This is a genomic window from Microvirga guangxiensis (assembly GCF_900102135.1).
Classification (GTDB): domain Bacteria; phylum Pseudomonadota; class Alphaproteobacteria; order Rhizobiales; family Beijerinckiaceae; genus Microvirga; species Microvirga guangxiensis.
On record NZ_FMVJ01000008.1, the window covers coordinates 27,181 to 53,744 of the forward strand.

A 26,564-nucleotide genomic window follows, 5' to 3' on the forward strand; every position below is an offset into this window, starting at 1 on the left:
CGGACAGTGATTGCCCGGCCGAAGTCACGGAGGAAGGGCTACACCGGCGGGGTGTATTCCTTCTCCTTGAACGACAGGCCCTTCACCGCCTGCGGGGCATCCGCCAGCTTGCGGATGTTGCCCCAGGTCTGCTTGTAGTTCGGGATGATGAACTCGTTCACCCCGGCCGAGACCACGTTGCCCTGAACGCCCATCGGGTACCCGAACAGCATGAAGGTCTGCTTCGGCCTCGCCCGATCGGTGGGATAGGCCATCGCTTGGGTCGAGCCGTTGTCGTTGTAGACCTCGACGAGGTCGCCCGGCTTGAGGTTCAGTTCCGCCATGTCCCGCGGGTTCATCTCGATGAACGGGTACGGGAAGCGATCCATGACGAAGTCGTTCTCCTGATCGAGATAGGCGCTTTGCCAGACGTGGTTCGCACGGCCGTTGTTGATCAGGAACGCGAACTTCTTCGACTCCTCTTCCTTCCCGGCGGCCTGGAGCCCACGCCACTGGGTCTCCATGAAGATCGCCTTGCCGTCCTTCGTGTTGAACTTGCCGTCGGCATAGAGCCGCTTCGTGCCGACGATTCGCTCGGTCCCGGCAGGGGGCGTCGGCGGTGCCGCAGCCGACGTCGGTTCGGCCTGCATGACCGGCTCCTTGCCCCGCGCGCCCTCGATGGCTGGGCCGCCGACGACCATCCCGGGAGTTTGCCCGGTCGTCGTGCCGCCCTGTGCGGTCGCGCCCTGCCCTTCGACGCCGATCGCAGGCTCCTGGAAGCCGTTCGTTCCCATGGCCCGCAGCCGCGCGTAGGTGACGAACTCGCCCCCCTTCTCGTGTTGGTGGTAGCCGTCCATGAAGGCGTCTTCCTCGGTCTTCCAGTCGAAGCCCTTGAAGCGGTCGGCAATCTCGGCCTTTCCCATCTCGCGGAAGACGCGCTCCATGTGGTTGGCAATGCGGGCCGCGATCAGGCAGTCCGGCATGGCCCGCCCGGGCGGATCCATGTAGCGCTCGGTCAGCCGCATGCGGCGCTCGCCGTTCATCGACGTCAGGTTCATCTCGCCGGACGTCGCGGCGGGCAGCCAGACGTGGCTCGCCTGCCCGATCTGGGTCGGGATGATGTCGACGTCGACGGAGAACAGCCCGCCCTTCCGGATGGCGTCGACGATGGCCGCGACCATCCTGGGGCGGTCGCCCCACGGCACGGCCGACATGGCGTCCTTCACCATGTCGGTGCGGCGCTTGTACGCCTGCTTGAACTGGAGTGCGTTCAGCGTCGTCTTGTAGTGGTCGCAGCCCCAGATGTGGTGGACGCCGCCCTTGCCGCTGATCAGTAGCTGGTCGACGTAGGCCGCGGGCCGGCCGACATGGGCATCGGACGGGCGTGAGTAGCCCTCCTGGTGCCCGCCGAGGCGAACGCACCCGCCGCCGGGGCGTCCGATGTTGCCCGTTGCCAAGGCCACATTCACCAGCGCGCCGTTGGTGCGGTAGTTGTCGTTGCCCCAGATCAGCCCCTTCTCGTAGGCGAACATGGCGCGGCGGCGGGCGCCGCCCTCCTTGGGCTGCGCGATCCACTCAGCCGACTGGCGGATCTGGTCGACCGTCAGCCCCGTGATCCGCGCGGCCTCCTCCAGGGTCGTCCTGTTGCCGGCCACCGCCTTGTCGAAGTCCTTGGTCGAGGCGTCGATGAACGCCTTGTCGACCCAGCCCTTGTCGGCGATGTAGGTCAGCCAGGCATTGAACAGCGCAAGGTCCGTGCCCGGGTTGATGGCCAGGTGCATGACCCGGTCCTTGCCGGCCTCCGCCTCGCAGGCGTTGATCGTGACCGTGCGCCGCGGGTCGACGACGACGATGCGGGCAGGCTCGTGCGGCTCGCCCGGCAACTGCTGCTGCTTCTTTTCCACGGATGTCCCACGCAGGTTCGGGACCCAGTGGTTAAGGAAGTAGTTGGTCTGCGTCTCGAGGGAGTTCGCTCCGACCACCACGATGGTGTCGGCCAGCTCCGCGTCCTCGTAGCAGTTGTTGAGCTCACCCACGCCCATGTCGCGGGTGGCATGGACCTCGGAGTTGTAGGCGGGCCGGTTGTGGATGCGGATGTTCTTCACCTTCATGGCGGAGAAGTAGAGCTTTCCCGTGCCCCAGGTGTTCTCGTAGCCGCCGCCGGCGCCGCCGTGGTCGTAGGCGGAGACGAAGAGCGCGTCCTCGCCCTGCTCGGCGACGATCGTGGCGGTCACGCGCGCCACGAGGTCGAGCGCATCCTCCCAGCTCGTGGGCTGCATCTGGCCGTAGCGCCAGACCATGGGATCCGTCAGGCGCTGCTGCTCGGTGTTCCGGACGGCCGAGTACGACATCTCCGCCATGCGGGCGCCGCGGATCGAGCCGAGGCCCGAGTTCACGACGCAGCCCTTGTCCGGTTTGATGACAATGTGGACGTCCTTCCCGTCCTGCTTGACGACGTTGTACATCGAGGGCGCGTACCAGGCCTCGCTGTCGGCGCCCTGCTGCTGCGAGAGGTCGGTCTTGAACTTGTTGCCGGCGGGGTCGGTGGACCCCTGCTTGTCGATCTCCCAGGTGTAGGCCTTGTAGCCGCATCCGACGATGCAGTAGTGGCACACCACGTTGTGTTCCTTGGCGTCCGCCGGGATGATCGGCAGCCGGTCGATCTGTCTCTTGTAAGCCATGGCGCGATCCTCCTTCAGAGCACGTTCGACAGGCGGCCGTAGATGAGCTCGTCCACACCCTCGGCGTAGATGTCGCCCTTGTCGTCGACGCGCAGCGAGTACTGCGGCAGGTTCTGGGTCGCGTGGCCCCAGGTCTCCTGGCCGCCCGCCTCGCAGTCGAAGACGGAGTAATGGCCGGAGCAGTTGAGGGTGCGCCGCTCCGAATTGTAGTGAAGCGGATAGCCCTTGTGCGGGCAGATGGTCGTGAACCCGACGATGTCGCCGTCCGGTCCCGCGCCGCCCGGCACGCGCTTCCCGAGCTTCAGGAGGACGCCCGGCGCGTCAGGGTCCGGATACGCGACATCCATGGGTTCGTTGACCTTGAGGTCCTGCACGTTGCCGAGCCGATTGGAGGGGTAGGTCACCCGGGCCATCGGCACTGCGGCCTTGGCTGCCGGTGTCGGCATAACCGCGCTGGCAGCGGCACCGGCTGCGGCGACGCCGGCTCCCGACAGGAACCTCCGGCGGCCGAGATCGACAAGCAGATCGCATCGTTTCATGGACGTCCTCCAAACAGAGTTTTTGCTTGGGGGAACAATGCAAGATACGTGCCAGTCGATTGAACTAGGTTAATTGCATGGAAGTGGACACGCCTGCCATGGAGGGCTGGCCCTTCGCATCCGGATCTCCGAACATCTTTGATGGTGAATGTCCGGAAATCCGAACATACAATGGCTCAGACTACATACGGCAGGCTGTGAGGGTTCACCCCAAACATGCCATCGCGACTCTTCGGTCCATGGGAATCCTCTCGAGACATTTCAGAGCGGCGGCCGACCGCTGGCGCGCCGTGCCTGCTCGGTAGCCGGCAGCAGGCGATAGAGATGCCCCTCCGGGTCGTCGGTGATGGCGTACAACGACCCGTCTGGCCCCAGACGCACATCCCGGACCCTGCCGAGTATTCCCTCGAGCAGCCGCTGCTCGGCAATGACACTGTTCCCCGCGATACTAAGCCTCACCACCATCTGGCCCGCGAGGGCACCCGAGACGATAGAGGCTTGCTCCCCGTCCCGGAGCATTGTGAGTCCGGACGGCGCGATCGACGGCACCCAGACGTATGCCGGCCCCTCAATTTCTGGCGCGACAGCAATGCCGGAGCCGACCGGCGAGCCGTCGTAGTTCAAACCGTGGCTGACTAACGGCCAGCCGTAGTTCCGGCCGGGCTGTATCAGGTTGAGTTCATCCCCGCCCTGAGGACCATGCTCAGTGGCCCATAACGCTCCGGTCCGGTCGTCGCCGACGAGCCCCTGCGGGTTCCTGTGGCCGTACGACCAGATCTCGGGCTTCGCGCCCGGCACTGCAACGAAGGGGTTCGTATCGGGGACCGAGCCGTCGGTGCGGATCCGGATGATCGACCCAGCATGGTCGGACAGGTCCTGGGCACGCTGGGGTTCCCAGCGGTCGCCGAGCGACAGGAACAGGAAGCCATCACTGGTCAGGGCCAACCGCCCGCCGAGTTGCTCGTTGGCGCTGGCCGGGGGGTCGCTCTCGAACAGGACTGCCTGATCCAGGAGCCTCCGCGTTTTCAGTTCTAGCCGCGCTTTCAGGATCCTGACGGTCGACGCGTCCTGCGTTCCGTGCGTATAGGACAGGTACACGGTTCCGGTCCGGGTGAAATCCGGGTCCACCGCCACGTCGAGCAGCCCGCCCTGGTCCCCGGTCCGGATCGCAGGGAGGCCCATGATCTCGCGAGGCCTGGAACCGGGCCTCACGAGGCGCAGCCGTCCCGGCTTCTCGGTCACCAGGAACAATCCGTCCGGCAGGAACCCGATCGACCACGGGAACTCGAACGGTCCGGCCACCCGGACAGGAATGAGTCCGTCGGACGTTTCCGGGAGGATCGGCGCCCCGTCATCCCCGGGCACTGCGGATGCGGGTCCTGCCGCCAAGCTGATCAGGAAACCGATGGCGAGCCTATGCGTCAGTCGTCGCTGATTGAACATGAATACCCCGTGCCCACGCGGGTTTCGAGTTCGAAATGGAGCCCAGATCCTGCCTGACCAGTCCTCCCCGTGCCGAACCGGAATGGCGGCCGGTCACGATCTCGGGACTCATGCTGTCCTGTCGGTTGATCGAATGCTGGGCGATCATGCGGCACCCCTGGCATACGTCGCTAGATGCTCCAGGATGAACGCCACGGCCGACCCAACGCCGTTCTCCGTCCGCAGTTCCGCGCCAAGCCGCTCGGCCCGCAGTTGCATCGCATCGTCATCCACGACCGACGTGATGGCCTCCACCAGCCTGGCGACCGTAAGATGCCTGAAGGCGATGGGAGCTGGCCCGACGCCGAGGTCGGCCACGCGCCGCCCCCAGAACGGCTGATCCCCAAAGAACGGGCAAATCACCGTCGGCCTGCCGGCACGCAGGCCGGCCGCCGTGGTGCCTGCGCCACCATGATGGACGACGGCACGCACATGCGGGAACAACCGGTCGTGAGGCGCCGCATCAAGCATGTAGACATGTTCCGATTGGGGCGCGGCTGCCAGGCCGCCCCACCCGCTGGACAAGATGCCGCGCTGGCCTGCTAGTGCCAAAGCCTCCAAGATCATGGCGGTGGTGCGTACGGGGTCGACGGATGGAACGCTGCCGAAGCCGACATACACGGGCGGCGGACCGGCCTGGAGGAAGCCTTGGAGGGAGGGCGATGGCAGCCAAGACTCGTCGTCGAGGAACCAGTAGCCAGTGACTACGGAGTTCCCGTCCCAGTCGATCGGCTCCGGCACCACGGATTTGCTGAAGCCATAGAGCCGGGGCACGGGCACTCCGCGGATGCAGTCATCGCGCCGGGAAGGCGGAAGCCCGAGCACCTCCTCCCGCCAGCGGTTGACGGGTTCGCGGAACAGCGAGTTGGCAAAGCGCAGGAACAGCTCGTGGCTGAGCCGGTTGAGTGGCCCGAGATCCGCGAAGGGCAGCATCGGACTGGGGAACGCCCGGGTCGGCGTCATCCCGGGCAGGGTGAAGGCACAGAGCGCCGGGATGCCGAGTCGCTCGGCGATGTGGACGCTGCCCAGCGCCTTCGGATGATAGATGATGGCGTCGGCTCCGCCCACAGCCGCCCACTGGGCCTCGAGCAGCCGGCGCATCATCGGACGGACTTGGCGAGCCAGCCGCAGGGTCCAAGTCAGCGTGTTGCGGCCCGACAGGGCTGCCCTACCCTCGGGTGTGTCCATTAGGTCGAGGAAGTCATCCGGCAGGGGGGCGAACGGAACGCCAGAGGCGGCCACGAATCCCTCGAACCGGGCCGCGGTGGCCAGCACCACCTCGCACCCCGCCGCCATGAGGCCACGGGCGAGCGCTATATATGGCTGGACGTCGCCACGGGTTCCGAGCGTGTGGATCGCAAGCCTCATGAGACCGCCCGGTCCAAGGCAGGCGGTCGCACGTTCGCGAAGGGGGCGGCGGACAATGTCAAGCCCGCGTCTCCGCCGATGCCAGTAGCATGGCCAACAGACTGCCAGCCTTAGCAAAGCAGAGCGGGTCGCTGGCCGCTAGGTACCGGCCATCGCGGGCGCCATCGCGCCGCATCCGCGCCAGCGCCCAGCGATAGGGGAGATTGCGGGTCCGCGGCCCGTCCCATTGCGGAAGCTGTCCGCGCACCCAACGCATCCGCTTCGGACCGAGCACGCGCGAGCAAACTTCCGCTGCCATGACGGCGGTCCGTGCATGCACGTCCCCGACAGGGACGTCATCGCCCGGCAGGTTACGGAGGCAGCCCTCCAAAAGACCCCAGACATAGGCACCGACCAGGAGATCTGTCATGTGACCGTAGTCAGGCATGGTCTCTATCTGCCTTCCAGTGAAGGCGATGATCTGTGCCTGCACATGACCGGATACGCGCTCGATCACTGCCGGTGCCCGAGACTGCGGCGCCGGCCTGGCCTTCAGTCCCTTGCGGAACCAGTTCAGCATCATGCGCCTCCCGTCTTGCCCCGATGCGCGGCACTCACGTCTACCCGCGCATACTTTCGCCCTCAGAGGTTTATCACGATCGCAAGGCTACCCATGGCCAGGAACACCAGGGTCATGGCGGGATAGGTCGCGAAGATGAGGTGCGATTGCATGAGTGGGCGCGACCCGTTGCGGTGTCCGAACACGATCATGCCGAGGCCGATGGCCAGCATCACAATGCCGATGGTCAGGTTCATGATTTCCTCCCGTAGTCCTTGCCGGACCGTTCGGTGTCGCCGTCATGGTCAGGCATGTTTCAGATCCCGCTCCGGCTTCGACAGGCGCAGGAGGGCGGCCCCGGCGAGAGCCGACAGGCCGGACCCGAGCAGCACGCCGAGCTTGGTGGCGTCCTGAAGCTCCGGCGACGTCGCAAAGGCAAGCAGCCCGATGAATAGGCTCATGGTGAAGCCAATCCCGCACAGCAGCGCGACCCCGTAGAGCTGTGTCCATGTCGCGTTGGCCGGCAGGTCAGCCCAACCCGCACGGATGACCACCCAGGAGAAGGCGAACACGCCGACCTGCTTGCCGACGAACAGCCCGAGCGCCACGCCGAGCGGCACCGGATTCAGGAGGGATCCGAACGACATCCCCGCGAAGGACACGCCTGCGTTCGCGAAGCCAAAGACCGGTACGATCAGGAAGGCCACCCAGGGCTGGAGGACATGCTCGAGCTGGTGCAACGGCGAGGCCGCATCCTCCGGCTTGCCGGGTGAGGCCCGGAGCGGGATTGTGAGCGCGAGGGCCACGCCCGCGAGGGTTGCATGAACGCCGGACAGCAGTACCAGGAACCAAAGCATGGCGCCGAGCAGGAGGTAGGGTCTCAGGTCGGTGAAGCGGGCCCTGTTGAGACCCGACAGGAGGACCAGCACGACGGCCGCGCCTGCCAGCGCTTCGACATTGAGGTCGCCAGTGTAGAAGGCAGCGATGATCAAAACGGCGCCGAGATCGTCGAGGATGGCGAGCGCGGTCAGAAAAACCTTGAGCGAGATTGGCACCCGCGGCCCGAGCAACGACAGCACGCCGAGCGCGAAGGCGATGTCGGTGGCAGACGGAATGGCCCAGCCGCGCGGATGTCCATCGGGTCCGGCATTGAAGGCGAGATAGAGGGCGGCCGGCACGGCCATGCCGCCGAGCGCCGCGATACCCGGCAGGGCCCGCCGTGGCCAGGTGGAGAGCTGGCCGTCGAGCATCTCACGCTTGATCTCCAGTCCGACCAGCAGGAAGAACACCGCCATGAGCGCGTCGTTGATCCAGTGCAGGACGCTCAGGCCCAGCACGTAAGTCGTGAGAAGCCCGAAATAACTTCCCGCCAGGGGCGAGTTGGCGATGACGAGGGCGAGGGCCGCCGCTCCCATGAGGACAAGGCCGCCGGAGGCTTCGTTATTGAGAAAGCCTCGCAGGGCTGAGCGGGGCCGCGGCGTCAGGGCGTGCATCGGATCTCCTTTTCGGGAAAGGGTTAGACCCGCTTAGCCCGGAAAACCGGTGATTACAGCCTGGCGGCGGTGCGGAAACGGCCGAAAGGCCGTTTCATATATGAGATTCCTATACGCGGGGCCGGTTCATGCCTCGCCTTCCGTTGTCATCAACGTCATGGTGGCGGCGCTGGGAGCGGAGGGGCCGTGACGAACGACTGGCAGGATAGTAAGGAGCGAAAGCGCTGGGGCCGGATCGGCATCCGCTCCCTGGGCGGATTTCCGGGTCCATGGCCGATCGCGGTGACGGTCATGGCGATCGCGGCAGCCCTTGCGGTCGCTTTCGTCCTGTATCCGATCACCGGCATCGAGAACGTCGACCTCGTCTTCCTGGCTCCCATCATCGCGATCGCCGTCCGATATGGATTCTGGCCGTCGCTGCTGGCCTGCCTTCTCAGCGCGCTCGCCTACAACTTCTTCTTCATCGCTCCGGTCTACGCCTTCGCCGTGACGGACAAGGCCAGTATCGCAACTGTACCCTTCTTTTTGCTCGTTGCGGTCATCACGAGCCACCTCGCTGCGCGAGCCCGCGCGGCGGCGCTCGCGGCGGAGAGCCGGGCCGAGACGACCGAGGCGCTCTATGCCTTCAGCCGTAAGATCGCCGGGATCGTCAGTCTCGACGATCTGCTGTTGGCCACGGGGCAGCAGATCGGCTCAATGCTGCGGCTTGAGGTGGTGATCCTGCTCCCCGACGACGACGGCAGGCTCGAGGTCAAAGCCGCCTACCCGCCTGCTGATCGTGTCGGCGGGACGGATACGGACGCTGTCCGGATGGCCTGGGACGGGAGTGGGTCGATAGAACGGGGCACCGAGGCGCTGCTCACGGCGCAACACCTGTTCCTGCCGCTGCGCACCAGCCATGGTCCGGTCGGCGCCATTGGCGTCAGCCGGGCCGGGACAGCGCTGACGCCTGACAAGGAGCGGTTGCTGGCGGCGCTGGCCGACCAAGCCGCCGTCGCCATCGAGCGCATCCGACTGACCACGGAAATGGATGCGGCCCGCCTTGCCGCCGAGACGGAACGGTTGCGCTCGGCCCTGCTGAGCTCGCTCTCGCACGACCTGAAGACGCCGCTGGCGTCCATCACCGGAGCGGCCACGTCTCTGCGCCAGTATGGCGAACTCTACGATGCGGCGGCACGCGAGGAACTCGCCGCCACGATCCAAGGCGAGGGTGAGCGCCTGTCCCGCTTCGTTGCCAATCTCCTCGATATGACCCGTCTCAAGGCCGGCGGGATCGTGCTGAAGCGGGAGCCGGTCGACCTAAGCGAGGCCGTCGGCGCGGCCTTGCAGCGCATCCAAGGCCTCCTCGGCGAACACCGGGTCGTCGTGAATCTGCCGGCCGATCTTCCCATGCTCGACCTAGACGTCGTGCTGTTCGAGCAGGTGCTGGTCAACCTACTAGACAATGCCGCCAAATACTCTCCGCCCGGATCTTGGATCGCGATTAGCGCCGCGGGTGACCGACGGAAGGTGGAACTCACCGTCAGCGACGAGGGACCGGGAATCCCGGCCGAGGAACTGGAACGGGTGTTCGAGATGTTCCACCGCGTGAACAAGGGCGACCGGCAACGCGCCGGGACCGGCCTTGGGCTGTCGATCTGCCGCGGCTTCGTTGAGGTCCTCGGCGGGACGATCCGCGCCGCCATCCGGACAGATCGGTCCGGGGCGGTCTTCACCATCACGTTTCCCGAGGCGGTCTTTACCGTCATGCCCCGGGAGGATGCCGCCGAATGAGCAGCCACGGCACCATCCCGCTCGTCGTCGTGGACGATGAGCCGCCGATCCGGCGGCTCCTGCGCACAAGCCTTACCGCACAAGGCTACCGAATTCTTGAGGCCGGGAGCGCCCGGGCCGCGCTCGACATCGTCGCCCGCGAAGCGCCCGAGGTCGTCCTCCTCGACCTCGGGCTGCCAGACCAGGATGGCCTGGAGGTAATCCGGCGGCTGCGGGCCACGGGATCGAAGGTGGCTATCATCGTCCTCTCGAGCCGCGGTGAGGAATCCGCCAAGGTGGATGCGCTCGATCTCGGCGCCGACGACTACGTGACCAAACCCTTTGGCATGGCCGAGCTCGTCGCCCGCATCCGCACGGCCCTGCGCCATAGGGTCCAGCGGCAGGGGGCCGAGCCCTTGTTCACGCACGGCGACCTGTGCGTCGATCTCACCCGCCGCCGCGTGACGGTGCGCGGGGCGGAGGTGAAGCTCTCCAACAAGGAGTGGGACATCCTGCGCCTGCTCGTGCTCCATGCGGGCCAGGTGCTCACTCACCGTATGATCATGCAGGAGGTATGGGGACCGAAAGTCGACGTGCAGTACCTGCGCATCTACGTGCGCCAGCTTCGCCGGAAGCTGGAGGAGCAGCCGGACCGACCTCAACACATCCAGACGGAGACGGGGGTCGGCTATCGGCTCTTGGCCGACGATGTCCGCTGATCCACCCCGGCCGGCGGGCAGACAGGCTGCGAGTGACCACTGAGCCGTCCCGGCATGGTCGGCCCAAAGACGCGGAGGAAATGTCATGGATCATAAGTTCGAGGTCGGCCAGCTCGTGCGGCCACGGGAGAGGCTTCTCGAGAATGCCGGGATCTACGAGATCCTGCGCCCTCTTCCCTGCGGGCCGGACGGCGAGCCCCTTTACCGGATCAGGGCCGCGAGCGGGCCGATGGAGCGGGTGGTGCGCGAGGCCGACCTCCTGCCTGCATCAGGGTCCTCGGCGGACAATGGCTAGGCGTACCGGCCGTCACCCAAGGGCATGGGCCCCATGCTGCCAAACTAACCGAGCCCAGTCGATGGGCAACGGCTCATCCTTGCAATGCCACGGGACGGACGAAGAATGGGCAGGCCCCTTGTCTTCATGTCTCCCGTCAAGGTCGTTGGAGATCAGATGATACCTTACCGGACCATCGTGGTTCTGATGGCAGCATCTCTCTGCCTCGGGCGGGCCGCGGCCCAGGAGCGCACGGTCACCGTCGGGGTTCCTGCCGGCCCCCTCATGCAGCTCGTTCAGTCGCTGGGCGTCGCGTTCCGGCTTAGACCGAAATCGCCGTGGCCGCGGCCGAGGTGAACCCGGACGGTGCCCCGTCGACGGCCGGGATCAATACGGTCCTTCTGCCCCGTCGTATGCTCGACAGGCTGCCGTAAGGACATCTCCCACCACAAACGGTCTTCCGTGGCGATGTCATCTTGGTGGGTTCCCAGGCGGAGATGGCGCGCGTGCGGGGCCTGAAGGACATCAAGATGGCAGTGCGCTGGATCGCCTCGGCTCGCGGGACGCGGGATCGTGAGCTTGCCTTGTGGAACGGCATGGGCGTCAACGTCCACACCCGCTCGACCTGGTACGTCGGTTCACGGGGTGATGAAGCGGAGGTTCTCAGACAGGCCGGAAACCTCGGAGCCTATGTCCTGGTCGAACGTATGACATGGGCGGCCCAGGCCAACCAGCGGGGTCTCGAGGTGCTGGTGCCCGGGGACCCGGTGCTGCGCACCAATTATGCAAGCGCACTGACCCGGGATGGCCGGGAGGAAGCGGTCACCTGGCACGACTGGCTGTTGTCCGATGCGGCACAGGCCGTGATCGCGGAGTTCAGCTTGGGCGGCGTGCGCATCTTCACGCCGGAAAATGGCCACAACGGCGATGGAAGGCCGCCCCGAACGTGAACTTGCCCGGCCGATGGCGCCCCCCTGATCCTGCGCGTCATCTAATACCGCAATTCGCGCCAGGGATCGCAAGGGGGCCAGTTCTAGTGGTACAGAAACAGGACCGCCGGGCAGGCGTTCAGGATCTCCCGGGTGCAGGACCCGAAGATCTCACCGATGCCGCGGTGGCCGTAGGCTCCCATGACGATTGTGCCGGCCTTGAGCGCCTTCGCCAGTCCCAGGATCGTCTCCGCGGGAGTGCCAGCCTCGCGGTCGCCTAGGCCGATGGCATGCGTTTCGGCCGCCGCATGCCGCCGAAGCAGGGTGCAGGCGCGCTCCGCCGTCTGCCCGGCCCGGTCGGATGACGACTGATCGAGCGTCACGACATGGACGACGCGACCTGCGGCGAGACCGAGGAGCGCGAACATATGCACCGCCCGCGACGAGGCCGGGCTGCCGTCGAACGCCACCAGCACCGGCTCCTTCGAGGTATCCTGCCCCAAACCTGGGACATCGTCGGGCACGAGCAGGACCGGGCGAGGCTCGATCCGGACGATGCGATCGACGCACAGAGGTAGCTCGCAGATCTCGCCACCTACGTCGAACATGCTGTTGCGGCCCAGCACGATCAGGTCATGGGAGACCGCCTCGACCCCGACCACCTGAAGGGGATTTCCATCGACCTCGCGGACCTCCAGCGAGGGAATGCCCACCCTTTCGGCGCGCCCGCGAAAGTCCTGGAGGACTGCATCCACCCGCTCGGTCGCGTTTTGGAGTTCCTTCAGGTCCAGGGCAGTCTTGTAGGCCATTCCACCGACCGGCACGGCCTCAGGGCGCTGGATCCAGGCCGAGTTAACGATGCCCAGTCCGTCCACGTGAGCCTTGTGGCGGCGGGCCAGTTCCAGCCCGAGGCTGGCGGCTTGCAGGCTGGACGGTGAACCGTCTAGGGCGATCAGGATACTGCGCAGCATATGGTGTCCTCCTCCTTGCCGATCACGTGGATCGGTGTTGCTTGAGCATTGGCGTGAGCCGGCCCGCACGGGCGACGAGCCATTTTTCGCCTTCCAGGATGAACAGCAGGATTACGCCCGTCGCCACGATGGCCGCACCATCCGGCAGCGACACCGCCTGGGTGTCGAACAGCGCCTGCATCGGCGGCAGGTAGGTGAAGGCAAGCTGCGCCAGGACCACCGCTCCGACGCCGATCAGGACGGGCCGGGTTCCCAGCACCCCCTGCCATGAGAGGGACCGCGCATGCAGGAAGCGGACGCTGAACAGGTAAAAAATCTCCAGCACCACGAGGGTGTTCACCACGATCGTGCGGGCCTCCTCGATCGGCAGGCCGCGCCGGATCGACCATTCGAACATGCCGAAGACGGCGATCACGAACAGGATCGACACGAACACGATCCGCCAGACGAGAAAGCCCGACAGGATCGGCTCGTCGCGCCTGCGCGGCGGACGGCGCATCACGTCCGGTTCCGGTTGCTCGAAGGCGAGCGTCAACCCGAGGGTCGCCGCCGTGATCATGTTGACCCACAGGATCTGCACGGGCGTGATCGGCAGGGTCAGGCCGAGCAGCATGGCGGCGATGATCGCCAGCGCCTCGCCGCCATTCGTCGGCAGGGTCCAGGCGATCACCTTCTTGAGGTTGTCGTAGACCGTCCGACCCTCGTGCACGGCCGCGACGATCGAGGCGAAGTTGTCGTCGGCCAGCACCATCTCGGCAGCCTCCTTAGCCGCCTCCGTTCCCTTGCGGCCCATGGCGACGCCGACGTCGGCCTGCTTGAGAGAGGGAGCGTCGTTGACCCCATCCCCGGTCATTACGACTACCTCGCGGTCGGCCTGCAATGCCTGGACGATGCGCAGCTTGTGCTCGGGGCTGGTGCGAGCGAAGACGGTCACTTCGCGCACGATGGAGCGGAACCGGCCGTCGTCCATCCCGTCGAGGGCGGCACCCGTGGTCACTGCGCCGTCGCTGCCCCGAATGCCGATGGCCGCGGCGATGGCGCCCGCCGTTGCTGCATGGTCGCCGGTGATCATCTTGATCCGGATCCCAGCGGACTGGCACTCCCGCACGGCCGCGAGGGCCTCGTCGCGTGGCGGATCGATCAGGCCGAGCAGGCCCAGCATGGTCAGGCCGTCCTCGACGTCGGCGAACCGCAGCGGATCGGACGGAATCCGGGGCAGCCGTTTCGCCGCGATCCCGAGGACGCGCTGCCCCTGCCGGGCTGCCGCGTCGGCCTGGGCTGTCCACCAAGCAGCGTCCAAAGGCCGATCCCCTGACGCGGTACGGTCCACGGCGCACATGGCAATCACCCGTTCGGGAGCCCCCTTCACGTAGAGGACGGTGGTGCCCTCCGGCAGTAGGTGCAGCGAGGCCATGAAGCGGTGCTGCGCGTCGAAGGGGATCTCGTCGACCCGGCTGAACCAGCGCCTGAGTTCCTGCGGGTCCATGCCGGCCTTCATGGCGAGTGAGACCAGCGCCCCCTCCATCGGATCGCCGTCCACGGCCCATCCCGCCGCCGTCCGGCGCAGGCCGGCGTCGTTGCAGAGGCACGCTCCGCGCACAACCTCGGTTAGGACCGGATCCTCGCTCATGGCGACGGCCTTGCCGCCCGAGAGGATCTCGCCTTCGGGAGCGTACCCGCTGCCGGTCACCTCGAAGCGCCCGTCCGGCGTGATGACCGTTCGCGCCATCATCTCGTTCCGGGTGAGCGTTCCGGTCTTGTCGGAGCAGATCACGGAGACGGAGCCGACGGTCTCCACAGCCGGCAGGCGTCGGATGATGGCGTTACGCGCGGCCATCCGCTGCACGCCGATCGCCAGCGTGATTGTCATCACGGCGGGAAGCCCTTCCGGAATGGCCGCGACGGCGAGGCCGACGACTGCCATGAACGCCTCACCCCACGGGGTTCCGTGGACCATGACGGCAAACCCGAACACGGCAGCCGCCACGGCGAGGATCGCGCCCGTGAGCATGCGGGCGAACCGGTTCATCTGCCGCACGAGCGGGGTGGTGAGCGTCTCCACCTCGCCCAGCAGTGTGGTGATCCGGCCGATCTCTGTGCCCGCCCCGGTGCCGACGACGATGCCCGTTCCCTGCCCTGCCACCGCGAGGCTGCCCGAGAAGGCCATGCAGGTCCGGTCGCCCAGCGCCGCATCCGCGGCGACCGGGCTTGTCTCCTTCTCCACCGGGACCGACTCGCCCGTGAGGATGGCCTCGTCGATGCGCAGGTTCCGGCTTCGGAGGAGCCGCACATCCGCCGGCACCCGATCGCCAGCCTCGATCAGCACGATGTCGCCCGGAACCAGCTCCTCGGCCTTGACCGTCCGGCGCTGCCCGTCCCGGATCACGGAGGCCTGGGCCGAGATCATGGCGCGGATGGCGTCCAGCGCCTGTTCGGCCCGCCCCTCCTGGACGAATCCGATGACCGCGTTCACGAGAACGACGAGCAGGATCACAGAGGTGTCGATCACATGTCCGAGAAGCGCAGTCACCACGGCGGCCGCGAGGAGGACAAGGATTAGGACATTGTTGAACTGCGACAGGAAGCGGGAAAGCGCGGTGCGCCGCTCGCCTTCGGGCATCCGGTTGTAGCCATGCCGCTCGAGCCGCCGCCGCACCTCGGCGGGATTCAATCCCTCATGACGTGTGCCGAACGCGGCCAGCGTGCCACTGGCCGTTGCCGCATGCCATGGAGTTGGTTCCGGTTGCCTGTGCTGGCCCGGGTCGTCCCCGGCCAAGGCGGTCGCATTGTGCATCGTCAGCCCCTCACGACTGCAACCGGACATCCTGCCCGGCTCGGGATATTCATGGCGTGATTGCCACTTTCAGCACACCGTCGCGCTGATGAGTGAGCATGTCACAGGCCTCCTCGATCCGGTCGAGCTTGAAGCGATGCGTCACGAGGTGACGGGTGTGGACCCGACCCGACGCGATGGCGCCCATGAGCCGCCGAATGTGCTCCTCTCAGCATTGGGACATTGCCTTGATCTCCGCAATGCCCATGGCCCAGATGCGCCTATGGGAGGGCATGAGCGGGGGCCGGCCTTATGTCCTCTTGCCGTACGATCTTGTCACCACCCGTCATGGTCTTGATCAGGTAGGCCGGCGGACGCTCGGTTCCGGGCGCGACGATGCTGACGACGCAGTAAGTGCGTCCCTTCTCCCTGTCAGCGACATCAGCGCTCAGGCGGACAAGCTGACCGATGTGAAACGTGGATTGCATGAAACCCTCCTGAAGGCTGCGGCAGGATCGGCACCTGGAATCAGCCACGAGGCCATCCTCTCAGGCTGCGAAGGACTGACCGCGCTGCTGCATCCAAAGCCGATTCAACAGGTCGACATAGGGCTGGCGCCTCTCGTGGTGGGCGGCCCTGAGTCTTTCGCTGATGTACTGCTTGCGCTCCTTGGCGCTGGCGCTGTTCTCGACTTTTTCTAGTTCGACCTGATGCTCGAAATCGATGTGACCCAGCGTCCGCGCGACCTCTTTCATCATCAGGTCAAGGCCGGGCGAGTACATTCGATACTGCTGGCTCGCGTGATTGGACATGTTTCCCCTCCATGATTGTTCATCATTGCTTGAGGCTGCGCTTATCCAAGAAATTGACGGCATCTTGGGCCACTATCGTTGCTGCGGGGCAAAGAGAAACTCCGTATTTTTACGGAGACATGGCCGACAGGGCACCCCCGGCCACGGGGATGTCAGACGGAGTTGATCCTGACATCGGAGGACTGCCGATGGTCCTCAGCAATGTGACGAGCTAACTTGGAGAATGCCGGACGACGCTCATGAGGAAGCCGTTGGGGTGGATCAGGTCGACGGCGCTCCCCGGGCTCTGCGGCCACGTCTCGACCGGCCCGAGCGGCGTTGCCGCCCAGTCGTGGGTTCCGGATGAGACCGGACATCTCGCCCGTGCCTGATGGCCAATCCTCCGGGTGGGCGCTGGCGAGGCTCGTGGTGCGGGGTTCGGTCATGGGATCGCTACACGTCCCGTGAATACACAGCCCTCCGTCGGGATGCTGAGTACGTTTCACCCTAGTTTTGGGAGGCCTCGATGTGATGCCGCCGCATCTTCTCCCACATGGTCGTACGAGAGATCCCGAGCGCGCCTGCTGCCTCGACGATCGCGCCTCCGCTCTGGCGTAGGGCCCGCAGGATTTCCCGTTTCTCCGCCTCGTCGCGCGCGGCCTCGAGCGATCCGGCCTTGGAATCGGTCACGGAGAGGGGGGGACATCGATCAGGGAAGAGATCGCCCGGCATGATCCACGGTCCAGGCGAGAGCGACACCGCGCGCTCGATCCGGTTCCGGAGTTCCCGTACGTTGCCCGGCCAATCGTGCCCGCGCAGCTCGTCGACGGCATGGCCGCTGAGGCCGGCAAGCTCCACCCCGACGTCGTCGGCGAGCATCTCTACGAGGCGCCCGGCGAGCCACTCGATGTCGTCCGGGCGCTCCCTGAGCGGCGGGATGGACACGGTCAACACGTTGATCCGGTAATAGAGGTCCTCCCGGAAGCGCCCTTCCCTCACGCGGGCCGGCAGGTCGGCGTTGGTCGCGCACACAAGCCGTGCCCGAAACGCGACCTCGGTCTCGCCGCCGAGGCGATGGAAGGAACGGTCCTCGAGAAGCCGCAGGAGCTTCGCTTGCAGCTTCAGGTCGAGCTCGCCGATCTCGTCCAGGAACAGGATCCCGTCACGGGCCCGCTCGGCGTAGCCGAGATGCCGGGAGGACGCTCCCGTGAAGGCACCCTTTTCGTGCCCGAACAGCTCGCTTTCCATCAGGTCCTTCGGGATCGCCGCGCAGTTCACGGCGACGAAGGGCGCCGTGGCACCGCGCACGCCGTGCAGGTACCGGGCACAGACTTCCTTGCCGACCCCGGTTTCCCCGGTCAGCAGGACCGGGGCCGGAAGCCGGCCGATCCGCTGGAGGAGGCGCTGGACCTCGTGCATCTGCGGGCTGACGCCGAGGACCGGGGCTGCGCCCTGCTCGATCGGTCGGAGCAACTGGGCGACCCGGTCGAGGAAGCGGCCCGTCTCGAACGGCTTCGTGATGTAGTCCCCGGCCCCGTTCCGCATCAGCCTGACCGCCTGGTCGATGTCCCCGTGCCCCGTCGCGAACAGGAACGGCGGGCACTCCGGCTGGGCCGAAGCCATCCTGAACACGTCCTCGCCCGTTCCGTCGGGCAACCGGATGTCACAGACGACGAGGTCGGGGGCGAACGCGGCCAGGTTCTCAAGCGCACTGCGGCAGTCCTGCCACCAGAGTACCTTGGCTCCTTCAAGCGTGAGCCGCTCCATGAGCGCCTCGCCCATGATCGGATCATCCTCGACGAGCGCGATGGTGCGTCCCTCAAGCGACATCGGCGAGTCCCTCCTCACGGGCAAACGGTATGGCCACTCGGATGGTCGTTCCCTTGGGCAGCCTCGGGGTCACGGCGATGGTGCCTCTACCCTCCCTGACCAGGCGACGCACCATCCACAGTCCCAGGCCGCTCCCTGACGCGGACACCGCTTGGTCACGTCGTCCGGCGAGCACGTCGTGGGCGGAATCCGAGAGGCCCGATCCGCTGTCCTCGACGGTCGCGACGAGGTGGGCGTCCTCCACGGTTGCCCTGAGCGACACCTGTCCTCCCGGCGGGGTGGCCTGGCAGGCATTGAGGAGCAGGTTCAGAACGACCTGCCGGACCACGGAGGGGGACACTCGAACCTCGTCGAAACCCTCGTTCCGCCATTGCAGGACCAAGCCCTTGCGACGGATCTCGGGTTCGATCAGCAGCTTGAGGTCATCGATGTCGGCCCGTTGCAACGAGCGGGCGTCGCGGTCGGCCCGGTAAGTGACCAGTGTCGTGCGGACGACGTCGCGGATGCCCTTGAGGCCCCTGTCGATGAGGTCGATGGTGCGCTTCCGGACGTCGGAGCGCTCGCCGTGTTCCTTGAGGGTATCGATGGCGTTGAAGAGGCCGCCGAGAGGGTTGTTGATCTCGTGCGCCATGCCGGAGGCCAGGCGGCCGAGGCTCGCCAGCCGCTCCTCCTCCGCGAGGTGCCGTGACAGGGCCTCGCGCTCGCGCACGGCCTCGGCCATCCTGTTGAACGCCGCGAAGAGGCCGCGGAACTCACGGGGCGCGGTCGTCACCAGGGTCTCCGGAATGGGTTCGACCGGACCCTCCGGACTGGCCATCAGATGGGAGGCCAGGACGCGCACCGGCCGCATCATCCGGCGGACGGTCAGCCAAGCCGTCAGCGCCAGGACGAGTGTCAGCGCCGCGTTCGTGCCGATCAGAGTCATCAGGACGGAACGGCGCTCCGCCAGGAGGGGCGTGATGTCGAACGAGGCATGGACTGATCCGACGATCCGGTCCCCCGAGGACAGGTCGCGCCGTGCGACGGCCCTGCCCTCGGTCTCGTTGCTCGCGATCGTCGGGGCCGTCGTCCGCTCTGCCAGGAAGGAGGACGGCAGCGGCGACCAGGACGGGTGCCGGCGGGGATCGGACGATGCGAGGACCCGGCCGTCGGCGGACGCAACCACGGTTTCCATGGGCTTCAGGTCCGCATGGGTCTGCCGCGCCCGGTCAATAATGTCGAACACCTCCCACACGTCCTCCCGGACCACCGGCGCCACCAGCGCCGGGGCGAGTCCGTCCAGGTAGACCGTCGCCAGGTCACCAAGATGCCGGGTCTGCGCCTCCTGCAACCGGGTCAGCACGCGTTCGGAGATGAACACGGCAATCGCCGCCATGAACACGATCACGACAGCCGGGATCCTGATCGCGAGCGGAATCCGGACAGTCCTCACCCCGCGGTCCTCCTGAGGATGGCAACCTCGGCGGCAATGGGATCGAAAAGGCTCGGGTCCTCGACCGCAAACCCGTCCAGCCGGAGCGTTCGCAGCACTGTCCGCCCGCTCTCGTCATCGCCCATGCCGACGAGCGCCGACCGGAGCCGCTTCGTTCGGGGATCGTCCGCCGCCGAAGCAGGGCAGGCGACCGGGGGAAAGCCCAGGAGGTCGGACTGCCGGACGATGCGGGTCCTGGCGATGAGGTCCGGCTCGGTCTCGCGCATGACCTCGTAGACGTACCCGTCGATGCTGCCACTCATCGCCAATCCCGACGCCACGGCTCTGACGACGTTGCGGTGCCCGTAGGTGAAGATCGTCTGCCCGAAGAACCGCTCAGGGCTCAGGTTCCGGCGGGCAAGCGCCGCCGCCGTGACCAGCCAGCCGGAGTTGCTGTCGGGGTCCGAGAAGGCATGGACGTCGCCCCTGAGGTCGTCGAGGCTTTCGACCTGGCGATCCCGGTCCGCGATGAGGTAGGAGCGGTAGAGGGGCTTGCCCTGCCAGTGGGGAACAGCGACGAGCGCCAGCCTCGGATGGTTGGCCACGAAGGGAAAGCCGCAGATCCAGGCCGCGTCGAGTTGCCCCGAGAGAAGAAGGGACGTGATCTCCTGGTAGGTGCGCCGCGTGACCAGCCGGACCGGGATGCCCGTCGCGTCCTCCAGGTAGGAGCGCAAGCGGTCGAGAAGCTCGAAATCGGATGTGAGGAAGACGGGTGTGAGACCGAACCTCAGCTCGGGCTGGGAGGCCGCGGCTCGACGGGTGCCCGCAACCGTGCATAGTGCCGCGATGCATGAAACCACGTCCCGGCGTGTCTGCCCGGGGTGACCCATCGTTTCCTCCCGTCCCGGTCTCAGGAGCGTCTTTTGCCGGCATGCTAGGCCCGGAAAGGCGCGGAGGGCAAGTTATCCTGAGTGTAGCTGCTTCTGCCCCAATCCGGGCTGGAGCCAACAGCCATGCCATCCCCGTCGCAAATGTCCGGATCGTGTCAAACTCGGCCATTTAGCTTGGCCGTGACAACGTCCGCTCTTTGGCTGATTCCTGACGCATATTGGACCAAGTCGTATGTTTGGACTTGCGGGTGAGCCAATGGAATAGCGGAGGACGTAGCTCACTCCAGTTGAGCTTGCGTCCCATATGCTTTCCAATCCGGTTTTCTGGGAATTGAACCAAACCTGTTCAGTATCTAAGTGCTTGGGATGGTTTGGTGAGCGTGGTGGGACCCGAACCCAGGACCCTCTGCTTAAGAGTCAGATGCTCTGTAAGCCCCCTTGAAGCCAAGAGATCCTATGACTTAGCCAACCTCCCTGGAGCGCCAAAGCGTCGGTGGTTTCAGGTCCCCGCAACCAAACACAGCAGCCCTCGCCTGGGAACCCCAGCGAAGGCTTTGTCGTATCCAGACCCGGTGAGCCCGCCGAAGAAACCCTCACTCCTCCCGGAACGCCCGCACCGCGTGATCGACCACCGGCTTGGTGAGATAGGACAAAACCGTCCGAGACCCCGTCCGGATCAACCCCTCAACAGGCATCCCTGGAACAAGCCGCAGCGTACCCAGACGCTCACGCTCGCCCGCCGCAAATGAAAGCCGGACAGGGTAATATTGCTGGCCGCTTCTGGGATCCGTCACCAAATCGGCCGCAATCACACTCACATAACCATAAAGCTCAGGCGTCGAACGCTGGTTGAAAGCGGATAAACGCAATGCCGTGCTTAACCCAGGTTGAACCTGGTCAATATCCTGCGGAGATACCTTCACCTCAATGGAGAGCTCATTCGTTTCGGGAACGATCAGCATCAGAGGTTCGCTCGCATTGATGACGCCGCCAACCGTATGCACAACGGATTGGTGAACAACGCCATCCTGGGGCGCATCGCAAGGGCGAGAAGGATGGATGTCACGGTGAGGCGTTTAGCATATCAGCCTCTTCCCAGGTTCGGGTTCGATGAGGGTCGATACGCCTGGAGCCGCAATTTCATCAGACAGAAACGGTCGCAGCGAGCTCTTGTATCTCGTCAAAAAGCTCCGCGGCCTGTTGCGGATCGGTGCAGGGCAGTCGCGCGAGACTGGAGAGCACCATCCCGAGGGAAGCTAACAGGAGCAGGGTTGCTTTCTTCCCTCCCCTCCCGTCACTCCGCCGCACCACGCATGCCATCAGGGCCTGCAGTTCCTGGCATGGGTTCTGCTGCTCGCGCGCCAGCAGCAGCGGTGCGAAGCGGCGCCCGCCCGCTTCGTAGTCCTGGCGCAGCTCGCGGATGAACGCTTCCAGGATAGACTCCTGCCGACGCTCCGCGTCCTGAAGCGACTGTTCGAGCCGGAGGGCCATGCGACGCTGCAGGCCCGAGATCAGGCTGTCCTTAGAACCGAAATGGTACAGGAGGCCACCCTTGCTGACCCCTGCGGTCTGGGCAACGGCGTCGAGCGTGAATCCTGCGATACCGCAAGTGCAGATTAGTCCCTCAGCCGCATCCAGGATGCGGTCACGAGCCGAGACGGATGTAGATTCGTGTCGTGTTGTCATGGTGGAATGCGATGCATCGGTGTGGTCTGGCGGCGTCTTCGACGGCTGAGCGGCCAGACCATTCGTGCCTTGCTATGAAGCCTCGGACGGCAGCGCGTCCTCGTCCCCTCGGGGCTTCGGCTGGCGCCACGCGATCAGGCGGTAGAACATCGGGATCAAGAAAGTCGCGATGAACGTCGCGGCCAGCATGCCGCCGATCACTCCGGTACCGATCGAGTGGCGGCTTGCCGAGCCTGCGCCCGTCGAGATGGCGAGCGGCACAACGCCGAGGATGAAGGCCAGCGACGTCATCACGATCGGGCGGAAGCGCAAGCGCGCCGCGTCGATGGCGGCATCGACCGCGTTCGCACCCTCCTGGCGTCTGAGGACGGCGAACTCGACGATCAGGATCGCGTTCTTCGCCGCGAGGCCGATCAGCGTGACCAGACCGATCTGGAAATACACGTCGTTGGTCAGGCCGCGCAGCCAAATGGCGATGAGCGCACCGAACAGGGCGAAGGGTACGGCCGTGATGACTGCGAGCGGCAGGCTCCACTTCTCGTACTGCGCCGCCAGGATCAGGAACACCATGATGAGACCGAAGATCATCGCCTGGGACCCGGTGCCGCCCGTTTCCAGTTCCTGATAGGCCGAGCCTGTCCAGGCGATCTGGAATCCCTCTGGCATCGCCTCCCGGGCCACGTCCTGCATCGCCGCAATCGCCTGCCCCGAGGTGTAGCCCGGAGCCGGGTTGCCGGTCACCTTGGCGGCGTTAAAGGCGTTGAAACGCTCCAGCTGATCGGGACCGATGACGCGCTTCACCGTCACGAGCGTGCTCAGCGGGATCATGCTGCCCGAGGCTGCCTTGACAAAGACATGCCGCAGGTCGTCTGGGGTCTGGCGGAAGTTCGACTCCGATTGCAGCATGACGCGGTAGTTGCGTCCGAACAGCGTGAAGTCGTTGACGTACAGGTTGCCGAACGTGCTCTGCATCGCCTCGAAGACTGAGTTGATCGGTACGTTCAGAGCCTTCGCCTTCTCCCGGTCGAGGTCGATATTGTACTGCGGCACGTTCGTGTCGAAGGTTGTCCGCACACCGGCGAGTTCCGGTCGCTTGGAGGCGGCCTCGACCAGCTTCGCGGTGGCCGCGTTGAGGCTGGCGACGCCGCCGCCTGTACGGTCCTGCAGGTAGAGCTCAAATCCGCCCGTGGTGCTCAGGCCCATGATGGGTGGCGGGTTGAAAGCGAGCACCATGCCGTCCTTGATGCCGGCATTCATGCCGATGAACGGTCCCGCAAGCTTGCGGGCGTCGAGTTCCGGCGCCTCGCGTTCGGCCCAGTCCTTCAGCGACACGAACGACGTGCCGGCGCTGGTCTTCATGCTGCCCGAGAGCAGATCGAAGCCTGACACCGCGAAGACGTTCTCCACGGCCGGGTGGTTCTGGAAGTTCTCGCTGGCGGCGCCCACCACCGCCTGTGTGCGGCTCAGAGAAGCCGCCGGTGGCAACACGGCGATGCTGAACAGAACGCCCTGATCCTCGTCCGGCACAAGCGAGCCCGGGATCGTCATGAACATGTAGGCAGTTGCGCCCACTACACCCGCCGAGATCAGCAGGCCGACGGCAACGCGACGCACCAGGAAGCGTACACCGGCTGTATAGCCGGCGGTCATCCGCTCGAATGCGCGATTGAACACGCGGAACGGCAGCGCAGGTTCCTGGTGTCCTGGCTTCAGGATCAGCGCGCACAGGGCTGGCGTCAGCGTCAGCGCCACGATGCCCGAGATCGTCACTGAGATCGCGATGGTGACAGCGAACTGCTTGTACATCTCGCCGGCCAGTCCGCCCATGAAGGTGACCGGCACGAACACGGCGCACAACACCAGAACGATGGCGATGACAGGCCCCGTGACCTCACCCATGGCTTTGATGGCGGCCTGACGCGGCGGCAAATGCTCGGTCGACATGATACGTTCGACGTTCTCCAGCACCACGATAGCGTCGTCGACCACGATGCCGATGGCCAGAACCAGACCGAACAGGGTCAGCAGATTGATCGAGAACCCGAACAGGTACATGCCGGCGAATGTGCCGATGATCGAGATCGGCACCGCAATTACTGGGATCAGCGTGGCACGCCAGTTCTGCAGGAACAGGAACACGACGGCGATAACCAGCACGATGGCCTCGATGAAGGTATAGATGACCTCCTCGACGGACACCTTGATGAACTTCGTCGTGTCGAAGGGAATTTGATAATCGATGCCCTCCGGGAAGGCCCCCTTCAGTTCGTCCATCCGGGCGGTCAGCGCCTCCATGGTGGCGAGCGCGTTAGCGCCCGGCTGAAGATAGACCGCAATCGGCACGGCCGGCGTGCCGTTCAGTTCAGCTGTGACCGTATAGCTCTGCGCACCAAGCTCCACGCGAGCGACGTCCTTGAGACGCAGCGCCGCCGCGTTTTCATTCGAGCGCAGGATGATGTTCTCGAATGCCTCCCGATCCGGCAGGCGGCCCATGGTCGTGGCCGAGTAGGTGAAAGCCACGGACTTGTCCGTCGGCTCGTCACCGAAACGACCAGCGGCGAACTGGGCATTCTGCTCGCGGATGGCTGTGGCGACGTCAGTAGGCGTCAGCTTGTATTGGGCCAGCTTGTCCGGACGCAGCCAGATGCGCATGGAATAATCGAGCGAGCCGAGGGCCGAGGCATCGCCCACCCCCGGGATGCGCTTAAGCTCGTCGATAACATTGAGAAGGGCGTAGTTGCCGACATAGGTCCGGTCGTAGCGCGGATCCTTGGAGAACATGGCGACCATGCCGAGGATCGAGGTCGAGCGCTTGGCCACAGTGACGCCCTGCCGGGTCACTTCCGAAGGGAGAAGCGGCGTTGCACGCTGCACCCGATTGTTGACGTCGATGGTGGCCTGGTCCGGATCCGTGCCGAGCGCGAAGGTCACGGTCAGCTGCATCGTGCCGGCGCTGGAGTTCGAGGACTGCATGTAGAGCATGCCCTCGACGCCGTTGATCTGCTGTTCCAGGGGCGCCGCCACGGTCTGGGCCACCGTCTCGGCGCTCGCGCCGGGATAGGTGGCGCTCACGACGACCTGGGGCGGCGTCAGCTCAGGATATTGGGCGATCGGCAGCGCCCGAAGGGCCAGAATACCGGCGAGGACGATGACAATGGAGATGACCGCGGCGAAGACCGGCCGGTCGATAAAAAAGCGGGGGTTCATTACTTCACCGCGACATTGGTATTGGAGCTGGCCGATGCCATCGATGCGGTCACGGGCGCGCCGGGACGAACCTTGATGACGCCCTCGGTGACGATCTTGTCACCCAACCTTAGGCCGGAGGCAGCGATCCAGCCGCCCTCGACCTGCCGGCCGAGCTGGACAGGACGCACCTCCGCCTGGCCGCTGGCATTCACCGCATAGACGAATTGCCCCTGCGGGCCCTGCATCACGGCCGCTTCGGGGACCACGATGGCGTCGCTGAGGATCAGTCCGTCCACGGCCGCCCGCACGAACTGTCCGGGGACAAGGCGTCGGTCGGGATTCTTGACGACGGCGCGGGCCTGCAGGGTTCCGGTCTCGGTGTCGATGCTGCTCGACGTGAAGTCGATGGTGCCCTCCTGATCGTAGACCTGCCCATCACCGAAGGTGATCCTCACCTTGAGGTTCGTGGAGGGGGACCCTTTCGAGGACTGGGCATCGAGGAGGCGGCGGATCTCAGCACCTTCCCGGTCGGCGAACGAAAAATTGACGTAGACAGGGTCAAGCTCGGTGATCGAGGTCAGCAGGCCGCTGTCGCCGCTCGTGCCGATCAGACTGCCTTCCGGCACCTGCTCTAGGCTAGTGATGCCGCTGATGGGCGCCTTGACCTTGGTATAGTCGAGGTTGAGCTGGGCCGTTCGCACCTGTGCCTCGGCCGCCGCGACGGCGGCTGCGCCAAGCTCCTTGGCAGAGAGCGCATCGTCGCGGGCTTTTTCGCTGCCTGCCCCCTTGGCGAAGAGCTGGAGGGCACGTTCGGCGTCACGAACAGCCTGGTTGTATTGGGCTTGGGCCTGCTGAAGCTGCGCCTTGGCACGGGCGAGTTCCGCCTCGAACGGCGCGGGATCGATCTCGAACAGCACCTGGCCAGCCTTCACGGTCGAGCCTTCGTTGAAGTTGCGCTTGAGAAGAATCCCGCCGACACGGGCCCGGACCTGAACCTCGCGGTGTGCCGAGATGCGGGCCGCGTACTCGTAGATTACGGTCACCGCCTTGGCCTTGATCTCAGCCACGGTCACCTGCGGGGGCGGCATTTGCCCTCCTGCAGGCTGTTGCGCGTTTGCGAATGACAGTGGTGTCAGGAGCAGAGCTGCAGACAAAAGGAGACGGGTTGCCGGCATCGTGGGGCGGAGCATCGAGGGACTCGTTTGATTGATGGTGCGCCGCATATATTCATTGACTCACGAGTCAGTCAACTGTTATTGACCTGTGAGT

The 26,564-nt window shown here is 65.5% G+C and carries 22 protein-coding genes and 1 pseudogene; 4 read left to right on the forward strand and 19 right to left on the reverse strand.

From position 1 onward, the window contains the following. Positions 1–38 precede the first annotated feature (38 nt). The 7 genes from BLP10_RS14285 to nhaA form a co-directional block, all read right to left on the reverse strand. Positions 39–2,660, reverse strand: coding sequence for an arsenate reductase (azurin) large subunit (locus tag BLP10_RS14285; RefSeq protein ID WP_091135722.1), 2,622 nt, complete (start codon positions 2,658–2,660; stop codon positions 39–41). Positions 2,661–2,674: 14 nt separating this feature from the next. Then, positions 2,675–3,199, reverse strand: coding sequence for an arsenate reductase (azurin) small subunit (locus tag BLP10_RS14290; RefSeq protein WP_091135725.1), 525 nt, complete (start codon positions 3,197–3,199; stop codon positions 2,675–2,677). 261 nt (positions 3,200–3,460) lie between these two features. Continuing rightward, positions 3,461–4,642, reverse strand: coding sequence for a PQQ-dependent sugar dehydrogenase (locus tag BLP10_RS14295; RefSeq protein ID WP_091135729.1), 1,182 nt, complete (start codon positions 4,640–4,642; stop codon positions 3,461–3,463). A 144-nt stretch (positions 4,643–4,786) separates the two neighbouring features. Further along, on the reverse strand, positions 4,787–6,049 hold the full coding sequence (locus BLP10_RS14300) for a glycosyltransferase (protein WP_091135731.1): 1,263 nt from the start codon (positions 6,047–6,049) through the stop codon (positions 4,787–4,789). A 58-nt stretch (positions 6,050–6,107) separates the two neighbouring features. Then, positions 6,108–6,611 (reverse strand): hypothetical protein, encoded by a 504-nt coding sequence (locus tag BLP10_RS14305; RefSeq protein ID WP_091135734.1) that lies wholly within the window; start codon positions 6,609–6,611, stop codon positions 6,108–6,110. A 59-nt stretch (positions 6,612–6,670) separates the two neighbouring features. Continuing rightward, complete coding sequence (locus BLP10_RS23215) at positions 6,671–6,844, reverse strand: hypothetical protein (RefSeq protein WP_175493916.1); 174 nt, start codon at positions 6,842–6,844, stop codon at positions 6,671–6,673. A gap of 48 nt (positions 6,845–6,892) precedes the next feature. Beyond that, a complete protein-coding gene (nhaA, locus tag BLP10_RS14310) occupies positions 6,893–8,080 on the reverse strand; it encodes a Na+/H+ antiporter NhaA (protein WP_091135738.1) in 1,188 nt (395 codons plus the stop codon). A gap of 186 nt (positions 8,081–8,266) precedes the next feature. On the opposite strand from nhaA, the gene BLP10_RS14315 reads away from it, so the two are divergent. From BLP10_RS14315 to BLP10_RS14335, 4 genes are all read left to right on the forward strand, one after another. Further along, positions 8,267–9,853: an ATP-binding protein gene (locus BLP10_RS14315; RefSeq protein WP_091135740.1), complete on the forward strand. Its 1,587-nt coding sequence runs from the start codon at positions 8,267–8,269 to the stop codon at positions 9,851–9,853. Continuing rightward, positions 9,850–10,551 (forward strand): response regulator, encoded by a 702-nt coding sequence (locus tag BLP10_RS14320; RefSeq protein WP_091135743.1) that lies wholly within the window; start codon positions 9,850–9,852, stop codon positions 10,549–10,551. The genes BLP10_RS14315 and BLP10_RS14320 overlap by 4 nt, the downstream gene beginning before the upstream one ends. A gap of 85 nt (positions 10,552–10,636) precedes the next feature. Next, entirely contained in the window at positions 10,637–10,846 is a 210-nt protein-coding gene (locus BLP10_RS14325) for a hypothetical protein (protein ID WP_091135746.1), read from the forward strand. 455 nt (positions 10,847–11,301) lie between these two features. After that, positions 11,302–11,775 (forward strand): substrate-binding domain-containing protein, encoded by a 474-nt coding sequence (locus tag BLP10_RS14335; RefSeq protein WP_139165501.1) that lies wholly within the window; start codon positions 11,302–11,304, stop codon positions 11,773–11,775. 83 nt (positions 11,776–11,858) lie between these two features. On the opposite strand, the gene BLP10_RS14340 is transcribed toward BLP10_RS14335, so the two are convergent. The 12 genes and pseudogenes from BLP10_RS14340 to BLP10_RS14390 all read right to left on the reverse strand — a co-directional run bounded on the left by BLP10_RS14340 (position 11,859) and on the right by BLP10_RS14390 (position 26,485). After that, complete coding sequence (locus tag BLP10_RS14340) at positions 11,859–12,725, reverse strand: universal stress protein (protein WP_091135757.1); 867 nt, start codon at positions 12,723–12,725, stop codon at positions 11,859–11,861. Between the two features lie 22 nt (positions 12,726–12,747). Next, the gene (locus BLP10_RS14345; protein WP_091135760.1) at positions 12,748–15,519 is read right to left on the reverse strand and encodes an HAD-IC family P-type ATPase; all 2,772 of its coding nucleotides are present in this window, start codon (positions 15,517–15,519) and stop codon (positions 12,748–12,750) included. 49 nt (positions 15,520–15,568) lie between these two features. Further along, positions 15,569–15,727, reverse strand: a pseudogene (locus BLP10_RS23395) (NAD(P)-dependent alcohol dehydrogenase); the annotation flags it as partial. Between the two features lie 52 nt (positions 15,728–15,779). Beyond that, positions 15,780–15,986 (reverse strand): hypothetical protein, encoded by a 207-nt coding sequence (locus BLP10_RS14350; RefSeq protein ID WP_091135763.1) that lies wholly within the window; start codon positions 15,984–15,986, stop codon positions 15,780–15,782. Between the two features lie 60 nt (positions 15,987–16,046). Continuing rightward, complete coding sequence (locus BLP10_RS14355) at positions 16,047–16,310, reverse strand: hypothetical protein (RefSeq protein WP_091135766.1); 264 nt, start codon at positions 16,308–16,310, stop codon at positions 16,047–16,049. Between the two features lie 486 nt (positions 16,311–16,796). Further along, positions 16,797–18,137, reverse strand: coding sequence for a sigma-54-dependent transcriptional regulator (locus BLP10_RS14360; RefSeq protein WP_342026175.1), 1,341 nt, complete (start codon positions 18,135–18,137; stop codon positions 16,797–16,799). Further along, entirely contained in the window at positions 18,109–19,551 is a 1,443-nt protein-coding gene (locus BLP10_RS14365) for a sensor histidine kinase (protein ID WP_091135774.1), read from the reverse strand. The genes BLP10_RS14360 and BLP10_RS14365 overlap by 29 nt, the downstream gene beginning before the upstream one ends. Then, positions 19,548–20,420, reverse strand: a complete 873-nt coding sequence (locus BLP10_RS14370) for a substrate-binding domain-containing protein (protein ID WP_091135777.1) — start codon at positions 20,418–20,420, stop codon at positions 19,548–19,550. Before BLP10_RS14370 ends, BLP10_RS14365 begins: the two co-directional genes overlap by 4 nt. 593 nt (positions 20,421–21,013) lie before the next feature. Beyond that, positions 21,014–21,382 carry a beta-barrel domain-containing protein gene (locus BLP10_RS14375; RefSeq protein ID WP_483127767.1) on the reverse strand — a complete coding sequence of 123 codons (369 nt, stop codon included), beginning with the start codon at positions 21,380–21,382 and terminating at the stop codon, positions 21,014–21,016. A gap of 181 nt (positions 21,383–21,563) precedes the next feature. Then, positions 21,564–22,106 carry a TetR/AcrR family transcriptional regulator gene (locus BLP10_RS23860; protein ID WP_091135785.1) on the reverse strand — a complete coding sequence of 181 codons (543 nt, stop codon included), beginning with the start codon at positions 22,104–22,106 and terminating at the stop codon, positions 21,564–21,566. A 72-nt stretch (positions 22,107–22,178) separates the two neighbouring features. Then, positions 22,179–25,313 (reverse strand): efflux RND transporter permease subunit, encoded by a 3,135-nt coding sequence (locus BLP10_RS14385; RefSeq protein ID WP_091135789.1) that lies wholly within the window; start codon positions 25,311–25,313, stop codon positions 22,179–22,181. After that, positions 25,313–26,485 carry an efflux RND transporter periplasmic adaptor subunit gene (locus tag BLP10_RS14390; protein WP_091136403.1) on the reverse strand — a complete coding sequence of 391 codons (1,173 nt, stop codon included), beginning with the start codon at positions 26,483–26,485 and terminating at the stop codon, positions 25,313–25,315. Before BLP10_RS14390 ends, BLP10_RS14385 begins: the two co-directional genes overlap by 1 nt. Between the last annotated feature and the right edge of the window lie 79 nt (positions 26,486–26,564).

Coding starts and splice junctions, on each gene's coding strand:
- BLP10_RS14305 (WP_091135734.1), bottom strand. CDS start 6,611: ATGATGCTGAACTGGTTCCGCAAGGGACTGAAGGCCAGGCCGGCGCCG.
- BLP10_RS14345 (WP_091135760.1), bottom strand. CDS start 15,519: ATGCACAATGCGACCGCCTTGGCCGGGGACGACCCGGGCCAGCACAGG.
- BLP10_RS14350 (WP_091135763.1), bottom strand. CDS start 15,986: ATGCAATCCACGTTTCACATCGGTCAGCTTGTCCGCCTGAGCGCTGAT.
- BLP10_RS14340 (WP_091135757.1), bottom strand. CDS start 12,725: ATGCTGCGCAGTATCCTGATCGCCCTAGACGGTTCACCGTCCAGCCTG.
- BLP10_RS14285 (WP_091135722.1), bottom strand. CDS start 2,660: ATGGCTTACAAGAGACAGATCGACCGGCTGCCGATCATCCCGGCGGAC.
- nhaA (WP_091135738.1), bottom strand. CDS start 8,080: ATGCACGCCCTGACGCCGCGGCCCCGCTCAGCCCTGCGAGGCTTTCTC.
- BLP10_RS23860 (WP_091135785.1), bottom strand. CDS start 22,106: ATGACAACACGACACGAATCTACATCCGTCTCGGCTCGTGACCGCATC.
- BLP10_RS14295 (WP_091135729.1), bottom strand. CDS start 4,642: ATGTTCAATCAGCGACGACTGACGCATAGGCTCGCCATCGGTTTCCTG.
- BLP10_RS14385 (WP_091135789.1), bottom strand. CDS start 25,313: ATGAACCCCCGCTTTTTTATCGACCGGCCGGTCTTCGCCGCGGTCATC.
- BLP10_RS14300 (WP_091135731.1), bottom strand. CDS start 6,049: ATGAGGCTTGCGATCCACACGCTCGGAACCCGTGGCGACGTCCAGCCA.
- BLP10_RS14290 (WP_091135725.1), bottom strand. CDS start 3,199: ATGAAACGATGCGATCTGCTTGTCGATCTCGGCCGCCGGAGGTTCCTG.
- BLP10_RS14375 (WP_483127767.1), bottom strand. CDS start 21,382: ATGCTGATCGTTCCCGAAACGAATGAGCTCTCCATTGAGGTGAAGGTA.
- BLP10_RS23215 (WP_175493916.1), bottom strand. CDS start 6,844: ATGAACCTGACCATCGGCATTGTGATGCTGGCCATCGGCCTCGGCATG.
- BLP10_RS14370 (WP_091135777.1), bottom strand. CDS start 20,420: ATGGGTCACCCCGGGCAGACACGCCGGGACGTGGTTTCATGCATCGCG.
- BLP10_RS14320 (WP_091135743.1), top strand. CDS start 9,850: ATGAGCAGCCACGGCACCATCCCGCTCGTCGTCGTGGACGATGAGCCG.
- BLP10_RS14325 (WP_091135746.1), top strand. CDS start 10,637: ATGGATCATAAGTTCGAGGTCGGCCAGCTCGTGCGGCCACGGGAGAGG.
- BLP10_RS14390 (WP_091136403.1), bottom strand. CDS start 26,485: ATGCTCCGCCCCACGATGCCGGCAACCCGTCTCCTTTTGTCTGCAGCT.
- BLP10_RS14355 (WP_091135766.1), bottom strand. CDS start 16,310: ATGTCCAATCACGCGAGCCAGCAGTATCGAATGTACTCGCCCGGCCTT.